17 protein-coding genes are annotated in these 18,665 nt (G+C 37.3%); 12 read left to right on the top strand and 5 right to left on the bottom strand.

Annotation, left to right across the window (positions count from 1 at the left end; all coding sequences use genetic code 11):
• Positions 1–144: 144 nt before the first annotated feature.
• The 9 genes from C4F49_RS02535 (at position 145) to C4F49_RS02495 (ending at position 13,430) form a co-directional block, all read left to right on the top strand.
• The gene (locus C4F49_RS02535) at positions 145–1,767 is read left to right on the top strand and encodes a DUF6377 domain-containing protein (protein ID WP_196934287.1); all 1,623 of its coding nucleotides are present in this window, start codon (positions 145–147) and stop codon (positions 1,765–1,767) included.
• A gap of 222 nt (positions 1,768–1,989) precedes the next feature.
• Entirely contained in the window at positions 1,990–4,965 is a 2,976-nt protein-coding gene (locus tag C4F49_RS02530; protein ID WP_196934286.1) for a SusC/RagA family TonB-linked outer membrane protein, read from the top strand.
• Between the two features lie 14 nt (positions 4,966–4,979).
• The gene (locus C4F49_RS02525; RefSeq protein ID WP_196934285.1) at positions 4,980–6,497 is read left to right on the top strand and encodes a RagB/SusD family nutrient uptake outer membrane protein; all 1,518 of its coding nucleotides are present in this window, start codon (positions 4,980–4,982) and stop codon (positions 6,495–6,497) included.
• A gap of 42 nt (positions 6,498–6,539) precedes the next feature.
• Positions 6,540–8,006, top strand: coding sequence for a glycoside hydrolase family 30 protein (locus tag C4F49_RS02520; RefSeq protein ID WP_196934284.1), 1,467 nt, complete (start codon positions 6,540–6,542; stop codon positions 8,004–8,006).
• A 14-nt stretch (positions 8,007–8,020) separates the two neighbouring features.
• Positions 8,021–9,349 carry a DUF5125 domain-containing protein gene (locus tag C4F49_RS02515; protein ID WP_196934283.1) on the top strand — a complete coding sequence of 443 codons (1,329 nt, stop codon included), beginning with the start codon at positions 8,021–8,023 and terminating at the stop codon, positions 9,347–9,349.
• Between the two features lie 149 nt (positions 9,350–9,498).
• Positions 9,499–11,469, top strand: a complete 1,971-nt coding sequence (dnaG, locus tag C4F49_RS02510; protein WP_196934282.1) for a DNA primase — start codon at positions 9,499–9,501, stop codon at positions 11,467–11,469.
• Positions 11,470–11,478: 9 nt separating this feature from the next.
• Positions 11,479–11,835, top strand: a complete 357-nt coding sequence (locus C4F49_RS02505) for a YraN family protein (protein WP_196934281.1) — start codon at positions 11,479–11,481, stop codon at positions 11,833–11,835.
• 21 nt (positions 11,836–11,856) lie between these two features.
• Entirely contained in the window at positions 11,857–12,894 is a 1,038-nt protein-coding gene (locus C4F49_RS02500) for a glutaminyl-peptide cyclotransferase (protein ID WP_231388180.1), read from the top strand.
• A gap of 131 nt (positions 12,895–13,025) precedes the next feature.
• On the top strand, positions 13,026–13,430 hold the full coding sequence (locus C4F49_RS02495) for a hypothetical protein (protein WP_196934280.1): 405 nt from the start codon (positions 13,026–13,028) through the stop codon (positions 13,428–13,430).
• 333 nt (positions 13,431–13,763) lie between these two features.
• Here C4F49_RS02495 and def read toward each other — a convergent pair whose 3' ends face one another.
• The 3 genes from def to C4F49_RS02480 all read right to left on the bottom strand — a co-directional run bounded on the left by def (position 13,764) and on the right by C4F49_RS02480 (position 15,818).
• On the bottom strand, positions 13,764–14,984 hold the full coding sequence (gene def, locus C4F49_RS02490; protein WP_196934279.1) for a peptide deformylase: 1,221 nt from the start codon (positions 14,982–14,984) through the stop codon (positions 13,764–13,766).
• A 68-nt stretch (positions 14,985–15,052) separates the two neighbouring features.
• A complete protein-coding gene (locus C4F49_RS02485) occupies positions 15,053–15,538 on the bottom strand; it encodes a GNAT family N-acetyltransferase (RefSeq protein WP_196934278.1) in 486 nt (161 codons plus the stop codon).
• On the bottom strand, positions 15,516–15,818 hold the full coding sequence (locus tag C4F49_RS02480; protein WP_196934277.1) for a type II toxin-antitoxin system TacA family antitoxin: 303 nt from the start codon (positions 15,816–15,818) through the stop codon (positions 15,516–15,518). Before C4F49_RS02480 ends, C4F49_RS02485 begins: the two co-directional genes overlap by 23 nt.
• Before the next feature lie 134 nt (positions 15,819–15,952).
• Here C4F49_RS02480 and ruvX point away from each other — a divergent pair, with 134 nt between their 5' ends.
• Together ruvX and ybeY are read left to right on the top strand one after the other, a co-directional pair.
• Positions 15,953–16,360 carry a Holliday junction resolvase RuvX gene (gene ruvX / locus C4F49_RS02475; protein ID WP_196934276.1) on the top strand — a complete coding sequence of 136 codons (408 nt, stop codon included), beginning with the start codon at positions 15,953–15,955 and terminating at the stop codon, positions 16,358–16,360.
• Complete coding sequence (ybeY, locus tag C4F49_RS02470) at positions 16,361–16,798, top strand: rRNA maturation RNase YbeY (RefSeq protein ID WP_196934275.1); 438 nt, start codon at positions 16,361–16,363, stop codon at positions 16,796–16,798.
• Between the two features lie 51 nt (positions 16,799–16,849).
• Here the strand turns inward: ybeY and C4F49_RS02465 are convergent, their stop codons facing one another.
• Positions 16,850–17,269: a nucleoside-diphosphate kinase gene (locus C4F49_RS02465; protein ID WP_196934274.1), complete on the bottom strand. Its 420-nt coding sequence runs from the start codon at positions 17,267–17,269 to the stop codon at positions 16,850–16,852.
• A 151-nt stretch (positions 17,270–17,420) separates the two neighbouring features.
• Positions 17,421–17,624: a type II toxin-antitoxin system HicB family antitoxin gene (locus tag C4F49_RS02460; RefSeq protein WP_196934273.1), complete on the bottom strand. Its 204-nt coding sequence runs from the start codon at positions 17,622–17,624 to the stop codon at positions 17,421–17,423.
• Between the two features lie 124 nt (positions 17,625–17,748).
• On the opposite strand from C4F49_RS02460, the gene C4F49_RS02455 reads away from it, so the two are divergent.
• Complete coding sequence (locus tag C4F49_RS02455; RefSeq protein ID WP_196934272.1) at positions 17,749–18,597, top strand: 4-hydroxy-3-methylbut-2-enyl diphosphate reductase; 849 nt, start codon at positions 17,749–17,751, stop codon at positions 18,595–18,597.
• Positions 18,598–18,665: the final 68 nt, after the last annotated feature.

Genomic DNA, 18,665 nt, shown 5'->3' with positions numbered 1-18,665 from the left:
TAAGTTTTATGTTAAATCCCCAAATGATCTCAGGCATTTGGGGATTTTTGTTTAGCCACTGCGCATAACATAAAACCTAATAACATCGCTATAATCCCCCATAAGATTTTTCTATTTTTGCAGGATAATTATCTTTGGTTTTATATGCACAGACTTTTGTTCGTCTTTTTTCTTTCATTTTTCACTGTTCAAATTCGAGCGAATGAATCTACAGATTCCTTAAGAAAGGAATTGGATTTTACATTGAAGAGCAAAGAAGGCTTTAAGTTAGAAAAGTTAAGACGGATCAATGCTCTGAAAGATTCGATTAAAGCAACTAAAGGAAGCCTAAATGAAGCTTACAGGATAAATAATCAGCTCATTAAGGAATACGAGAAGTTTCAGATAGATTCAGCAATCTCTTTGGTGAGAAATAATGTTGTGCTAGCAAAGGCAATTAACAATCTCGATTATTTAAATGAATCAAATTTGAAGTTGGCGGGCCTGTTTTCTTCAGCAGGAAAATACATTGAATCTCAAGATATTCTAAATCAGCTAAATCGGCAAAGCTTAAACACAGATTTGCTTCCGCTCTATTTTTCAACCCTGACTGAATTTTGTAGCCACTATGGCCAAAGCAGCAATAATGCAAGCTATTTTAAATTAAGCGAAATCTATCGGGATTCCCTTTTAAATGTGCTGAATGAGAGTTCATTGAGGTACCAGCTTATTATAGCAACTAAAAAGCTGTATGATAATCAAATCGACGAAGCTGAAAAAATATTGAAGCAGCAATTGGATTTAACGAATGATACTATGTCCGAACGGGCCTTAGCAGGTTATCTGTTAGGAGTGATTGCTAAAAACCGAAATGATTTAAAATCCCAGCTGCATTATTTCAGCATTTCGGCCATAACAGATATGCGCTTAGCGATTACAGACAATGCATCATTCCAAAGCCTGGCTTTAGCATTTTACGAAAATAATGATATCGATCGCGCCTACCAATACATAGATGAGGCAATCAATGACGCGATTTTCTGCAATGTTCGGTATAGAACGATAGAAAGCACTACTTTCTATCCGCTTATCAATGCTGCTTTTCAAGAAAAGGAGCGAAAAGAAAAACTTCTTCTGATTTCTTTTTTATCAACAATTAGCTTGCTGTCAATCTTATTGTTTGGGGGGATTATCAAAGTAAATATTCAGAAAAAGAAGTTGAAGATTGTGCGCGAAGAATTATTCAATACCAATCAGGAATTGAAACTATTGAACGTCCATTTGCAAGAGTCCAATAATAGCTTATCGGAAGCCAGTCAGATTAAAGAAATTTACATCACTCAATTTTTTGAGATATGTTCAAGTTATATTGAAAAACATGAAACCTACCGAAATGGCTTGTACAAATATGTGTTGAACAATGACCTAGCCCACCTCAAAAAGGAGTTGAAAAGAGATAATTTTGTCAAATCTGAATTGGACGAATTGTACAAAAACTTTGATGTAATCTTCTTAAATCTGTATCCTTCGTTTATTTCTGAATTTAAGGAACTTCTTCAGCCCGACCAAAAAATTATTCCAGATACGTCTGAATTTTTAAATACGGAGCTCCGTATTTATGCGTTGATAAAACTTGGAATTAGTGATACGACGAAGATTGCGAGATTCTTGAGATGCTCTTTGCAGACAGTTTATAATTACCGAGTGAAAGTTAGGGGGAATGCTTTGCAATCGAAAGACGAATTTGAGAAAAGCGTGTTGTTAATTGGTGGTTTTCAGCAAAAATAAGATTCATATTTCGACATTGACACTTACTTTTTAGCTGGCGTTAATTTTTTTAACCCATTGATTACTAATTTAATTTACCTAAAAATAACCTACTTTTTAATTTTGGCCTAAACAATTCCTGCTTTTGACATACTACATAGACTTACTTTTGTACTAGAGTCTTCAATAAACCTAAAAACACTGAAGGTTCTCGATTATATACAATTACTTTTTTAAAGAATTATGGTAATTTCTACATGGAGAAATAAAATTCTCACTTTTATAATTTTTGCGGTTAGCACGATTTCATTGTCCTATGCTCAAGAAAAAATCACGGTTCGTGGTTCGATTAAAGATGCAAATTCTGGAGAAGCAATTGGCGGAGCCACTTTGTCCGTTCTGAATTCTACGATTAATTCGGTCTCAGATTCTGAAGGTAATTTTTCCTTGAACAATGTGACTGCCGGCAGTAGATTGCAGGTTTCATACATCGGATATGAAAGCCAGACATTGACAGTTTCATCTACACAAATGACCATAGAGCTTTCTCCTTCGGATAATGTCTTGGAAGATGTCGTTGTGATTGGATATGGCTCGGTCAGGCGAAAAGATGTGACGACTGCAATATCGACAGTTTCTACGGCAGATTTGGACCAACGTCCGATAACCAACGTAGGCCAAGCGATTCAAGGCCGCGCAGCAGGTGTTGCGGTTACGCAACCCAATGGTGCGCCTGGAACACAAATGTCAATCCGGATTCGAGGTACGAGCTCATTCAATGGTAGCAATGAACCACTGTATGTTGTCGATGGCGTACCTGTCGATAATATTCGATTTTTATCGCCAAATGATATCACTGGCATGCAAATCTTGAAAGATGCATCTTCAGCGGCAATTTATGGATCGAGAGGAGCAAATGGAGTTGTTTTGATTACCACTAAATCTGGTTCTTCAGGTCAAGGAAAGATTAGTTTCAATACACAGATTACTCAAAATGTAGTGACAAGCCATATGGACGTATTGAATACGCAACAATATCTTGAGCTGCAGAATGAAATCGGTTTGGTGACTTTACCTCCTACACTAACCGATCAAACGGATTGGTTCAATGAAACTTATCAGAAAGGGAGGATTCAGAGTTATCAACTATCTATCACGGATGGAACTGAAAAACTTAGGTATTTTCTTTCGGGAGGTTATGTAGATGAACTTGGTGTAATCAATAGCACATACTTTAAGCGTTATAATTTCAGAGCGAATGTGGATAACGATATCCGCCCGTGGTTAACTGTGAATGCAAATGTCAACTATGCGGACTATACGGATAATGGCATAAGTACTGGAACCGGTGCGAATCGTGGAGGTGTTGTGATGTCGGTTATTAATACACCAACATTTGCGCCTATCTGGAATCCATTGAATCCAGATGAATACAATTCGAATTTCTATGGAATCAACATAACAAGTCCATTGGAAAATATGGCGAGAAGCCAAAATAACAAAAACCGTGAAAATAGATTGATCGCTTCAGGAAGTGCATTGTTTAAAATTCTGCCTGAATTGACATTTAAATCTGCTTTTACCTTAGATAGAAGAAATTCGGTAAATACAACTTTCCTAGATCCGGTGTCGACCGCATGGGGTAGAAATCAACGTGGCGAAGGTTCGGACACTAGAAGCATGAATACGGTATTGACTTTTGACAATGTCCTTACGTATACAAAGAGTTTTGGTTTACATAATATTGAAGGTATGGCAGGGTCATCATGGACTAATTCCGACTATACTAACAATTACATTTACGGCTCTCATTACCGTGATGATTTGATCCAAACGTTAAATGCAGCAAATAAAATCTCATGGACCGGCACTGGTTCTGGTGCTTCGCAATGGGCTATTATGTCATATTTCGCTCGTGCGGCATATAACTATGACGGAAAATATTTAGTAACAGCAAACCTGCGTACAGATGGTTCGTCGAAAATCCATCCTGACCAACGTTGGGGAGTATTTCCATCGATGTCGGCTGCTTGGCGTTTATCATCCGAAGAATTCTTAAATGATGTTTCTTGGATAAATGATTTAAAAATTCGTGGAGGATGGGGTCAAACAGGTAATCAATCTGGAATTGGAGACTATGCTTATTTGCAATTGTACAACATCAGCCGGGTAGAATGGTTTGTCACGAATCAAGAAAATGCGTTGCCAACCATTAGTCCGGCAAATCTTAGAACGAAAGATTTGCGTTGGGAAACGACAACGCAAACCAACTTCGGTATTGATTTTACAGGTTTCAATAATCGAGTAACCGTAGCATTGGATTACTATGACAAGAGAACGAAAGACATGTTGATGTATGTTTCTTTACCTGCAGGATCTGCTCAAGCGAGTAGCATTGTGCGTAACGAAGGGCGTATGAGAAACAAAGGTTTTGAAGGTTCTGTAAGCACAAAAAACTTGATCAACAGTTTTAAATGGGATACGGAATTTAATATTTCATTCAACAAAAATAGATTGGAGAGCCTAGAATTGCAACAAATTTATATGGATGCAAGGACAAGTGAATTTGTCAATGAACAAGCTGTTCGAAATGAACCAGGACATTCAATGGGTGGTTTCTTTGGATATATTTCTGATGGCGTTGATCCTGAAACTGGAGATTTGATGTATAGAGATTTGAATGGAGATGGCAAAATATCTTCAACAGACCGTACGTACATTGGCGATCCTAATCCAGATTTTACATTCGGTATGACCAACAACTTTTCGTATAAGAATTTTAATTTGAGCATTTTGTTTCAAGGTTCTTACGGGAATGATATTTTCAATGCATCGAGAATGGAGACTGAAGGGATGTATGACGGAAAAAATCAAACAACTCGTGTGTTAGACAGATGGCAAGTTCCGGGACAGATTACGGACGTTCCTAGAGCTGGATATACAATGCATAATTCGACTTATTTTATTGAAGATGGCAGTTACTTAAGATTGAAGAATATTTCTTTGGGCTATAACTTCGCATCGGATAAATTGCGTAATAAAGGCATTGGCCGTCTTCAGCCATATATGTCTGTAAGCAACCTCTTAACGTTCACAAAATATACAGGAATGGACCCTGAGGTGAATCAATGGGGAAATAATGGTGCGGTGCAAGGAATAGATTGGGGTACATATCCTCAAAGCAAAGCTTTTGTGCTTGGTTTAAATATTGAATTTTAATTGATCAAAAAATTATGATACGTGTAGTTTATAAATTTCTTTTCTTATCGATTTTACTTTTTGGAACTTCCTGTTCTTTGGTAAGAGATCCATTGGATACATTTTCTGATGTCACGCAAGGTGTTGACGAAAAAGGGAAAGTTATCGTTTTTAAAGATAAAGCAGCAGTAGAAAATCACCTTGTAACCATCTACAGACAGATGCGCGATCGTCAGGAGCACTGGTATGTCGATGCATTGTTAATCGGAGATTCTCATTCGGATAATGCTTACGCAGGTACAACTGGAGCAGAGGTTGTTCCTTTTGAAAACAATGCGATTGAAGGTTCGAATAGCGTTCTTTTAAGAGATTGGAATCGTTTTATGGAGGATATTGCTCGCGCAAATCTCCTGATCGTAAACATCGATTCTGTAGAAGACAATGCATTGACATCAGCGGAAAGGCTGCAAATGAAAGCGGAAGCCAAAATATTCAGAGCTTTGATTTTATTTGATATGGCTCGTATGTGGGGAGACATTCCTGTAATTACAAAAACGGCTGGTGACATTACTTCGGAAACAATCGGTGAGGTATACGATGATTATTTTCCTGCTCAAAATACAGAATTGGAAGCTTATCAACAAGTTGAGGCAGATTGTTTGGATGCTATTAAAAATGCGCCAAATTCGAATCCTGCAAACAAGACTTTATTTTCTAAATCTGTAGCCAAAGCTTTATTGGTAAAACTTTATGCCGAAAAGCCTATGCGTGATTATTCAAAAGTAATTCAATACGCTGATGAACTTGCTGCCGAAGGATTTGATTTGGCTGACAACTACAGTGATTTATTTGGAATGAATGCTGCTACGACAGATATTAAAATGAGAAATACAAAAGAGTCGATTTTAGAGGCTCAGTTTTTCTCTGGAAGCGGCAATTGGGCGACATGGATGTTTGGCCGTGACTTAACGAATTACAACAACAGCTTTACTTGGGCAAAATGGATTACGCCGTCAAGAGATTTAATTAAAACGTTTCAGGACGAAGGCGATCAGGTTCGATTCAGCGAATCCGTTGTGTATTATGCCGCTGGATGGAGCAATTATTATCCAAGTGCCAATTATCCATTTATGTTTAAGCTGCGCTCTGCATTCAACAGCATTATCAAATTACGGTATGCGGATATTTTGCTGTTAAAAGCTGAAGCATTGATTCAAGGTCCTTCTCAAAATTTACCTGCTGCGGCCGCAATTATCGATAAGGTTAGAGCACGTGTGAATTTGCCTGCATTATCGAATTCTACAAAAGCATCTCAGGATTTGATGTTGCAAGCTTTGTTAAAAGAAAGAAGATTGGAATTGGCTTTCGAAGGTCAGCGTTGGTATGATTTGGTTAGATTGGAAAAAGTAGAATCTGTGATGAATGCGGTTTTCGCGAAAGATTCTGGAAGACTTAAACGGATCTATCCATTCAATAGCTCTTCGTATAGATTACCAATCCCTCAAACGGTGATTGATCAGAACCCGAAAATTGTTCAAAACCCCGGTTATTAATTTTGTATAGAAAATTCTATGAATACTAAAAATAAAAATACTATGTTACTAATTTTTATGCTGGCTGGAATGTTAGCAACATCATCGTGCAGTCATGATAGTTTTACACCATCTGATTCTTCTCAAACTAAAACAGAAGGTGATGTTAAGATTTTTGTCACATCAAACAATAGGGCTTACGATTTCTATAAGCACTATCAGGATTTTAGTAATAATGACAATATGTCTCCGAATACGATCACTTTGGATCCGAATACAAAATTTCAGACAATGGATGGTTTTGGAGCGGCGATTACTGGTTCGACTTGTTACAATCTTCTAAAAATGACGCAAGAAGACCGAACTAAATTTTTGACTGAAACTTTTTCCGATACCGAAGGGATGGGAATGAATTACATCCGTATTGCTATTGGATGTTCTGATTTTTCATTGTCTGAATATACGTGCTGGGATGATCAGAATGGTTCTTTTGCTTTGCAAAATGAAGAAGTAAATTATATCATTCCAATCTTAAAAGAAATTTTAGCAATCAATCCATCAATCAAAATTATTGGTTCTCCATGGACAAGTCCAAAATGGATGAAAGTAAATAATCTGACGGATTTAAAACCTCATGATTCTTGGACAGACGGACAATTAAATCCTGCACATTACCAAAATTACGGAACATACTTTGTGAATTGGCTTCAGGCATTTGATCAGCAAGGAATTAAAGTTTCTGCAATCACAGTTCAAAATGAGCCATTGAATAGAGGAAACTCTGCTTCGCTTTACATGACTTGGCAAGAACAATTAGCTTTTGTTAAAAGTGCATTAGGCCCCAAACTTCGTGCTGCTGGATTGAGCACAAAAATTTATGCTTTTGATCATAACTATAATTATGACAATATCGCTGATCAAAATGATTATCCAATCAATATTTACAACGATCCAATTGCAGCATCTTATTTTGCTGGTTCAGCATACCACAATTACGGAGGAAATAAGGAAGAATTATTGGACATTCACCAACAACGTCCGGATAAAGAAATCATCTTTACAGAAACCTCTATTGGGACTTGGAATGATGGACAGGATTTAGCAACTCGATTAACAGAAGACATGCAAGAAGTAGCTTTGGGAACAGTGAACAACTGGAGCAAGGCAGTTATCGTGTGGAACTTAATGTTGGATTCTGAAAGAGGACCAAATCGTGCAGGTGGATGCCAAACATGTTATGGTGCGGTGGATATCAATAGCAAAAACTACAAAAACATTGTTCGGAATTCTCATTATTACATCGTCGGCCACTTATCCGGGGTTGTGAAATCTGGAGCAACAAGAATTGGAACGTCAGGTTATCAAGTTAATGGATTGGTTTATTCCGCATTCCAAAACTTAGACGGAAGTTATGCTCTGGTTGCTTCAAACAATACGAATGATGCTCAAAAAATCACAGTTTCAGATGGTACAAATCATTTCAGTTATGAAATTCCTGTAAAATCTGTGGCTTCATACCAATGGAAATAATTGCTATTAAAATTATGAAAAGAATTAATATCAAATTATACGGTTTCCTTGCGCTATTGTCTTTGCTGATCGCTTGCGAAAAATCAGAGAATACAGCTGCAGGAAATCCTGTCATCGATCTTAAAACAGAATTCGCTTCTGCCTTATTTGGTGATAGCTTAAATTTTGAAATTGGTGTTTCTGATGCAGATGTGCCTTTGTCAACAGTTAAAGTCCAATTGTTTTACACGGACGATATGGTTCAGGAAACAGTTATTCGTACCAAAGAAAACGGGACTTATTCCGGAAAAATTTGGATTCCATTTTACAAAGATGTGCCTAATGGCGTGGCGACTATTAAAGTCGTTTTGCAAAACATCAACAAAACGATTACTGAAGAAAGCCATGACTTAAGCTTATCTAGGCCTAATTTTCCGTACTTAACATTGGTGTCGGAAAGTAGAGAATACCGCATGGAGAAAGTTGCTGACAATGAATATGTGGCTTCGGAAAACTTTCCTTTCTCGGTAAAAGCATACATTAAAGCCCCTAAAGTTGGTAATCAAGGAAATGAAATGACTTTTGGGTATGAAGGTACGTCTGTTGTGTATGGATCTATCGCCAATATTCCATTTTCAAACTCAAGTTCTGGCGTCTACAACATTAGCTTTAACACGTTGAACTATTCGGCTTCGCCGTTTATCATTGCTTACGCCGTAAATGGAACGGTAATGAACAGAACGAATGACGAACTGTTCTATGTGGATGTGAATTTGACGAAAGATCAGGAAGTCGTGATCGATGGGATAGAAGATTTATCAGACTGGTGGATTGATTCTGATTTTATAACAAATGATGGAACATCATTGAAATTTGCTGCAATGACCGGTAAATACCGGATCACAGCCGATTTTGCAAAGAAATATTTCGTTGTCGAAGCAATGCTAGGGAATTCTTTAGCGACCCTACAAGCTGACGGAACAGGCGCAATTTGGATTATCGGTGAAGGTGTGGGCAAGCCTTCACTAGCCAATGCCGTAGGTTGGACAACCGAAAAAGCATTGTGTTTAGCTCCAATTGGTGGTAAGAAATACCAAATAACAGTGAAAGCGGGCGAAACCATTAACGCGACCAACATCAACTTCAAATTCTTCCATCAGAAGAATTGGGGAGGAGAATTTTCTGGAACAACATTAACAACGACGAGCGATGTTATCTTGATCGGAAATGGAAATAATGGACGTGACTCTGGGAATCTAGGTTTCGTTTCGGGCAAATCCCTTACTGCTGGAAAAACCTACGTATTTACTGTTGATCTTTCTGCAGGAAATGACAAGGCCGTATTAGCTGTTGTAGAAAAATAATACATACCACAACCATCTTTTAAAGGGTGATTCAGTTTTGAATTGCCCTTTTCCTATTTTATAGGCTTCGTTAATCTTCCGTTAATTCCTTTTTACGATTTCGATTTTAAAGAATTAACTTAGTATTTTTACCAATAAATAAAATTCCATTGATTAAAAAAGAATCCATAGACAAAGTTTTAGATACCGTTCGGATTGAGGAAGTGGTGGGTGATTTTGTGGAACTCAAAAAACGAGGAACTTCATTAATCGGGAATTGCCCTTTCCACAATGAAAAAACGCCTTCATTTCACGTTTCGGTAGCCAAAGGCATTTACAAATGCTTCGGATGTGGCGTGGGTGGCGATGCGCTGAATTTTGTGATGGATCTGGAGAAATATTCTTATCCAGAAGCCATTCGTTACCTCGCTAATAAATACCACATTGAAATAGACGAAGTCGAACGCTCTCCGGATCAAATGGCCAAACAAGATAAGCGAGAGAGCTTATTCGCGCTAAGCCAATGGGCTGGAAAATATTTTAAGGACCAATTATGGAATTCGGATACCGGAAAAGCAATTGGTCTAGCGTATTTTAAAGAGCGCGGTTATCGGGAAGACATCATCAAGAAATTTGATTTGGGATATTCGCCCGACCAATGGACGGCGATGACCGATACGGCTATCAAAGAAGGTTTTAATTCAGAATACCTGAAAGAAATCGGACTGTCGATCGAGCGTGATGACAAGTCATTTTACGACCGCTTTCGTGCGCGCGTTATCTTTCCGATCCATAATTTAACAGGTCGGATTATTGGTTTTGGAGGTAGAACCCTAAAGACGGAAAAGTCTGTTCCCAAGTATGTCAATTCGCCCGAAAGCGAAATTTACCATAAATCAGATGTTCTTTATGGATTAAATTTTGCAAAGAAACCGATTTTAGACAATGACAGCTGTTATTTGGTCGAAGGTTATGCCGACGTAATCAGTATGCATCAGGCTGGCGTGGAGAATGTGGTTTCGTCTTCTGGAACGTCATTGACCACCGGTCAAATAAAATTAATATCTAGGTACACCAAGAATATTGTCATTCTATATGATGGCGATGCTGCGGGAATCAAGGCTTCGTTGCGCGGAACGGATATGTTGCTGGAAGAAGGATTGAATGTAAAAGTGCTTCTTTTCCCTGACGGGAATGACCCCGATTCGTACGTACAGAAATATGGTTCGGATGCATTCAAAAATTACATTGCGGAGCATCAGGAAGATTTTGTATTCTACAAAACCAATATCCTGTTAAAAGATGCCAAGAACGATCCGATCAAACGTGCTGAAGTTATCCGCGAAGTCGTTCAGAGTATCGCTTTAATTCCTGACGAGATTAAAGTCTCGGTTTATATCCGACAATGTAGCGGTTTGTTGGATATTGAGGAGCGTGTTCTCCTTTCTGAATTGAATAAAATCAGGATCGGAAAATCAAAAGATCGCGAAAAGAAAGAGTCACAGCGGCAAGCAGAACTTTCTGCGGAGCGCGATATGCCTCCTGCCGATTTGTTTTTGAATGACGATGAAATCACGGGTTCACCATCGACCGCTAGCGTAACAATCAATGCAGAAATTCTTCAAGAACGCGAACTTGCTCGCATTTTGTTGAATTATGCCGAAGAATCTGTGAATTGGGAAGCGGAAAGTGAAATGCCCATTGCGGCTTATTTACTCGCAAACTTGGGCGATGTAACTTATGAAGATCAGGCGACGGATAAGATTATTGCAATTTATAAAGATTTTGTGTCGCGTTTCGAATTGCCGGAGGCAAAATTATTCTTCACACATCAGGATAGAGAAATTGCTGAATTGGCCATTTCCTTAGTTTCATCTCCGTATGAGTTAAGCATAAATTGGAATGATGATAAGCGAAAAATTTATGTTCCCGAAGAAAAAGAAAATCTAAAGGAGCTCGTTCATCAAGCGATTTACCGCATTAAAAAGCGAAAAATCGAAGCGCAGATGTTTAAAATTCGTGAAGAATTGAAGACAGAATTAAATGAAGATGATTTGATTATTGTTCTGTCGAAATATCAAAAATTAAAGGAAGCCGAGCAATTATTGGGAAACCTGCTGGGCAATACGATTGTGAAATAAATTGAGCGCATGGCAACTCATTTGGAACAAGGAGCTTTTGGTGAAAAACGAGCTTTGGAATTTCTGAAGGAAATGGGCTATGAAATTATTACAAGCAATTGGCGGTTTAAGAATTTAGAAATTGATATTATTGCAAAAGATAACGACACTTTGGTCTTTGTGGAAGTGAAAACAAGGAAAAGCAATGATTATGGTGACCCATTTGAATTTGTCGATCGGGCAAAACAATATGCATTGATCCGCGCAGCGGATGAATATTTATTTTTGTCAGGCTACGAAGGGGAAATCAGATTTGACATTGTATCCATACTCCATAAAGATAGCGTGGAGATTGAATTAATTAAAGATGCTTTTTGGAGCAATTAAACTATTCTTTGATAAGAAAATATGAAAATAAAGCAATTACTAGGAGCCTCGACTTTACTGATATTATTTGTTTTAGGCTGTAAAACGCAGAAGAAATTTGATTTTGTTTCACCTAAAGATGGAGCAACGGTTGTTTTTGGACAAACTATTCCAGTAAAATTAAATTTTCCCGATACCTCATTTGACTCTGTTGTTTATGCAGTTGATGGTCAGGTTATTGAGCGAAAAAGCGATACTTCAACGTTCAATCTAGACAGCAAATCCTATGCTTTGGGGAACCGTTCGTTGACGGCTAAATTGTATGCGAATGGCAAAGAAAATATTGCCTATTCCAATATTGTGATTTTGCCTGAAGCCGCAACGCAATACAGCTTCGAATTAGTTAACGAATTTCCGCATGACACAAGTGCATTTACACAAGGATTGGAGTTTAGCAATGGTTTTCTGTATGAAACAACTGGACAAAAAGGTGAATCAACGTTGAGAAAGGTAGAAGTTAATACGGGCAAAGTTGTTCAAAAAGCAGATTTGGGCGATGAATATTTTGGAGAAGGAATGACGATTATCGGAGATAAAATCATCGTGTTGACTTGGAGGGAAAATGTTGGATTCGTTTTTAATAAAGCTACTTTTGCAAAGGAGCAAACATTTGAATATCAGAATAGTAAAGAAGGCTGGGGGATCTGTTACGACGGAACACGCCTTATTAAATCTGATGGTTCCAATAAACTGTATTTTCTTGATCCTATAACGTTTAAAGAAACAGGTTCAATCGCAGTATTCGATGAGAATGGCGAGGTTGACAGCATCAATGAATTGGAATTCATCGACGGAAAAGTGTATGCGAATATTTACCAAAAGGATGTACTCGTCATTATCAATCCTGAAAACGGTGCTGTCGAAGGCAATATCAACTTGGTAGGCCTATATAAAAACCCAAAACGCCTAGCGCACGAAAACGAACTAAACGGAATTGCTTACGACCACAAAGACAAGCGATTTTTTGTTACAGGAAAGCGCTGGAACAAATTGTTTGAAATCAAAGTTGTAAAGAGATAGAAGTCGTCATTTTATCATTATGTGTGTATTCTTCGTTCTGAGGGATTTTCGCCATTGCTAATGATTTTATAGTATGTTTTACAATTTGTTAAGTTGATTTTTTTCATTTAAATTGGTTATAAAATATAAAAATGGAAAAGCAATTCGATTTGTCAGCAGTAGATAGTCCGGCGAAAGAGATTCTTAACTTAGATTTTTCCAAACGACAACTGAATGGCAAGCTAAAAGCGTTTAATTTTCTAGAAGGTGGCGAAACCATGCTCTACATTCCTTCCTTAGAATTGTCCGCTTATGGAGATACTCTTGATGAGGCAAACGATATGATGAAAAATCATGTTTTCACCTCGTTTATTGATTCTATTTTTGAAGAGAATGAAGCTTATGTTTATGAAGCCTTGGAAGAGTTGGGATGGATAAGAAATGCTCGTCTCAAAAACTCACTAAGCAAAATTTCTAACCTAACTGGAATTGATATTTTAGAAGATTTTGATCTTCCATCAAATACAGTGATTGAAGAGTCTTTAATAGAAATTTAGCCAATGAACAAGCATTTTAGACCTGTTAAGGTAAAATGTTGGGAGAAATTTTTAGAACATTGCAATTGCATTTATAAATCTACTGAGGGCTCTCATCACAAATGGAAATGCCCAAATTGTCTACAGCCAATTATTTTTAGAGGTTCAAAAAAGGAGATTCCGCCCATGCATATTAAAACAAATCTTCGAACGATGGGAATTCAAGTGGAAGACTTTTATAGCTGGATGAAAGAAAACTGCTAACTTTTTAGTAAGGCATAACTAGCAAGAATGCTCATTGAAGCTTGAAATTAACCATGTTTTTTAATTTTGAATTTTTACTTTTGAATTAGCCTACGGCATTAGAGATCCTTTAGGAACTGAGAAATTTAATTTTTCATTTAAAGGCAAGTACTCTTTTCCTTCCTGCTCGACTAATCGGTCTGGATATAAAATCCCATACAAATGATCTACTTCATGCTGTAGTATAACCGCTGTAAATCCTTCAATGTTTTCTTCTTCCACTTTGCCGTCCTTCGTCCAATATTGTAATCGAATGGCATAATTTCTCAACACATCTTCTTTTCTGTCTGGAATGGAAAGGCATCCTTCAGCGCCTTTTCGAGTTAAGGCTGAGCGCCAAATGATTTTAGGGTTGATAAAAAACTCGAACGGCTGGTTCGCTTTATCAAATCGTTGAACCCAAATCGCATTTTTGTTGATGCCAACTTGAGGCGCAGCAATTCCTACTCCTTTAGTTTTTGGATCCTGAACAGTTTTAAGCATTCGGGCAGCTAACACTTTTAACAAAGGGTCATTTGGTTTAATATCTTGAGAAGGAGTCGTTAATACCGCATTTTCTTCTTCATCGGTAACCAAGTACACATGCAATATATCTGTTGCATTGCCATTCAAAATAATCTCTTTTTCTCTATCTGAAAAGGTGCTTGCTTTTTCTGTATCCACTATGCGATCATTTTTTGGTCCTAAATAACTTTTTTCTCCAGCTAAAATACGAGTTTGTAAAGTATTTTCTTGTGGAGGCTGCGGACACCGATATCCAGAGCTATACGCACAATAGGGATTATACGAAGTGTTAAAATCTATTTGAACGGTGTTGTTACTAATGTTTTTGCTGTCCAAATCGATGTAACGTCCACCGGCATAGGTTTCATTCGCATTCGTTTCATCTAAGAATGGAAGGAATAAATGCGTGATGTAGGCTGGATTCTGAAACAGGGAAACGGATTGGTAAGCTGTTAAGGTGTGTGGCTGTCCGTTCAACTCGAAATGCAATAAAGCATATCGGATATATTCATTGCTAGTTCCGTCATAGGTTGGCATTCGAAATGAAACTTCATTTTCTAAAATCTCAACTTTCGCCTGCACTTTATAATTTTCGTCTGGAGCATAATAGGCAAGATAGCTTACATTCTCCGCTCTCAAAGGGCCAAATGAATTCTTGCTAAAATCCAGCGCTTTTTTTTGTCGATAAGCTTCTATTTCTTTCGAATAATCTTGCGCCATACTTAAAAAAGGAAGCACACAAATTAAAATCAAATGCGGTCTAATCATTTTACTGTTTTTATCTACCAAAGTTATAGATTTTTACGGATTGCGAAGAACTTAACTAAAACCAACCACTATAAACCCTCAATTGTTTTTATGGAAATCATCATTTTGCCTGATGTTGGCAATAAGATAAATCCGTAAGCCCGATAAAAATGTTCTGCTTCTTCGTCAATAGGATCAACAATTACGCATAAGACTCCAATTTGACTCGAAATTTCGAGGGATTTTTTTAAAGCATAAACTAAGAGCATACCGCCCAGACCTTTTCCTCTATACGCTTTGTCGATTGCTAATCTTCCTAATAGTATGCAAGGTAATTCAGTATAGGCAGGAGGAAAGTTTTTCGATAAATTAGTTGGTAAAGAATCCTTTTCTATGGAACTGCTTGATAATGTAAAATAGCCAACAACTCTGTTTTCATCTAGTAATACAGTGCAGGTTGACAGCTGTCTTTTGACATCTTGGCTAGCCTGACTTCTAATGTAATTATCGAGTAGGGACTTGCCACAGCAAAAGTCTTTTTTATCATGTGATTTATTTAGAGCTTCTATTTTCATTTTGCTCATCGATAAAATCATTAAATTTTTTATGTGCTTCTTTTAATTTTTCATTCGGCTCTGCCGGATTTAAAATAGCATTCACAAAAATCTTTTTATCCTCCAGCGATTTTAGGATTTCGTTGTTTTCTTTAATTATTTTCTTTGATTCTTTGTTAATACAGAAAACAATGAATTCAGAAAGATTTTTAAATCCGCTTAACGAAGAAGCATATTTAACAAGTTCTTTTTGTTCTTTACTGATTCGAACATCAATTCTATCATTACTATTCGTTCCCATAAAACTTATTTGATTAAAGCAAATGTACGCTTTTTTAACGTACAATTAATTGGATTGGTGCCTTTTTCATTTAATAATTTTGGTTTCTGATTTTTTACTTTTTACTTTTGATTTTTTACTTTTTAATTTTTTCTATGCGCATCATGGCTTTTGATTATGGAACCAAGCGAATTGGTTTAGCGGTGACTGACCCCATGCAGATTATTGCGACGGCATTAGGCACTGTTCATCCCGAAGAGGTTTGGGACTATTTAACGAAATACATGCAGACTGAAAGCGTGGAAACATTTGTTGTAGGAAAGCCTTTGCAATTGGATGGAACGGCTTCAGAATCTGCGCAGCATGTTGTGGGCTTTGTGCGAAAGTTAAAAAAAACCTATCCATCCATCTCCGTTGTCGAGATAGATGAGCGGTTCACTTCCAAGATGGCATCGGCTGCGATTGCATTAAGCGGCAAAAAGAAATCTAAACGCCAAGAAAAAGGATTGGTGGATACCATATCGGCGACTATCATTTTACAGACCTACCTAGAATCAAAATAAATGGCATTAAAAGATATTTTATTCTTCAACGAAGGATTGGAATTTACATTAAAAAACAAACAGAAAGTCCGCTCTTGGATTTTCGAAACGATTAAAAGCGAAGGGTTTAAAAGAGTTTCAGAACTCAATTTTATTTTTTGTTCGGATGCGTACTTACTGGAAATCAACCAGCAATACTTAAACCATGATACGTTTACAGATATTGTCACATTCGATTCTTCGGAAGAAGAAGAAGTGATTGCAGGTGATATTTTTATCTCTGTTGAACGGACTCGCGAAAATGCGTTGAAATTTGGTGTTACTGAAACCGCTGAACTGCATCGGGTTATTATCCATGGCGTGCTTCATCTTTGTGGTTTTGGGGACAAGAATAAAAAGGATAAAGAGTTGATGACAGCGAAGGAAAATGAATATTTAGCGAAGCGCGGTTTCGAATAACAAAAAAAGCGATGAATTGATTCATCGCTTTTTTGTTAAAATATGTTTCTCTTAAAAGCGCTCGAATTGAGAGAAGAAGAAATTACCTTCGATTGCTGCGTTTTCATCTGAATCCGATCCGTGAACCGCGTTTGCTTCAATTGATTTTGCGTATTTGCTACGGATCGTTCCTTCAGCCGCTTCAGCAGGATTTGTAGCTCCGATAATTTTACGGAAATCTTCCACTGCATTTTCTTTTTCTAAAATAGCTGCTACGATTGGACCAGAAGTCATAAAAGAAACCAATTCTCCGTAAAAAGGTCTTTCTTTGTGTACTGCGTAAAATGCTCCAGCAGATTCGTTAGAAAGCTGAATATATTTCATTGCCACGATTTTAAATCCGTCCGCGATGATGTCGTTTAAGATTGCTCCGATGTGACCATTTGCAACTGCATCTGGTTTAATCATCGTAAATGTTCTATTAGTTGCCATTATATAATTATTAGAATGCAAATTTAGAAAAAAAGCATTGATATTAAATTATTTTATAAGATGTGGAATTTTAGATTGGCAAAACGTCCGAAGAGTATTTAAAGGGGGATTGACCGATCGATGTAATTGATTATCATTATTTCATCCGCGTTCAAGAATCGGCTAAACTGTCCCCCGCTGGAATTTTTTCACCCCTATCTTGCAATTCTTCAATATATAATTCAATAGCCTCTTTAGCCATTGAAATCGCTTCATCAATATTCTCACCGTAGGTTATGCAACCTGGCAAGGTCGGAACAGAAACAGTAAAACCACCTTCGGGTTCTTGATGTAAATGAATTTTGTACCTGTGCATGGAAAGGGATTTTTAAAAATTTTGTTTACTTTAAAGTTAGGAATAAATTGATGATTCATAAACTCCCCACAATTCCTGTTTATTTTTTACTTTCTCCTTTTAAATTAAAGCGTAACTTTGTGTAATGTCTAAAAACCTACAAGTTACCATTGATAAAGATTCCGGATTCTGTTTCGGGGTTGTGTATGCAATTGATATGGCCGAAGAAATTTTAGATGAAGACGGCTATTTATATTGTTTGGGCGATATTGTTCACAATGATGAAGAAGTAGCTCGTCTGAAAGCACGCGGATTGCGGATTATCAACCATGATGCGCTGCCCTCGTTAAAAAACGAAAAAGTATTGATCCGTGCGCATGGTGAAGCTCCCGAAACCTACAAAATTGCTTTAGAAAATAACATTACCTTGATTGATGCTTCTTGTCCGGTTGTTTTGAAATTGCAGAATAGAATCAAGACATCGTATGACAATGACGAGAAAATCCTGATTTTCGGAAAGCATGGCCATGCAGAAGTAATTGGTTTGCAAGGCCAAACAAAAAATGAAGCGCTGGTTTTTCAGGATATCGACGAATTGGACGTTGCTGAGTTGCCTTCAAGTTTTACTTTATACAGCCAGACGACAAAAAGCGTAGACAAGTTTTATGCAATTAAAGATGAATTGATTAAACGCGGCTACGAAGTGAAAGCGAATGATACCATCTGCCGTCAGGTTTCGAATCGATATGAAGATTTAGGTGATTTTGCGAAGCAATATGATAAAATCGTTTTTGTCTCTGGAAAGAAATCATCCAATGGACGGGTATTGTATGACGTATGCCGAGCTGCAAATCCAAACAGCTATTTTGTGTCAGACGTTGCTGAACTGGATGTTGATTTATTTTCTGAAAACGAAACCGTAGGAATCTGTGGCGCGACTTCAACTCCGATGTGGCTGATGCAAGATGTCAAATTGGCATTAGAATCCTTCTAACAAGTCATAATAATATCACATTCAACAGCAAACAATTAGCAACAATTTCATAAAACTTATCTTTGCAA

The organism is Sphingobacterium hungaricum (genome assembly GCF_015210005.1).
Classification (GTDB): domain Bacteria; phylum Bacteroidota; class Bacteroidia; order Sphingobacteriales; family Sphingobacteriaceae; genus Sphingobacterium; species Sphingobacterium hungaricum.
The sequence above is the reverse complement of the archived record's forward strand: the minus strand, read 5'-3'. Positions and strand labels throughout refer to the sequence as shown.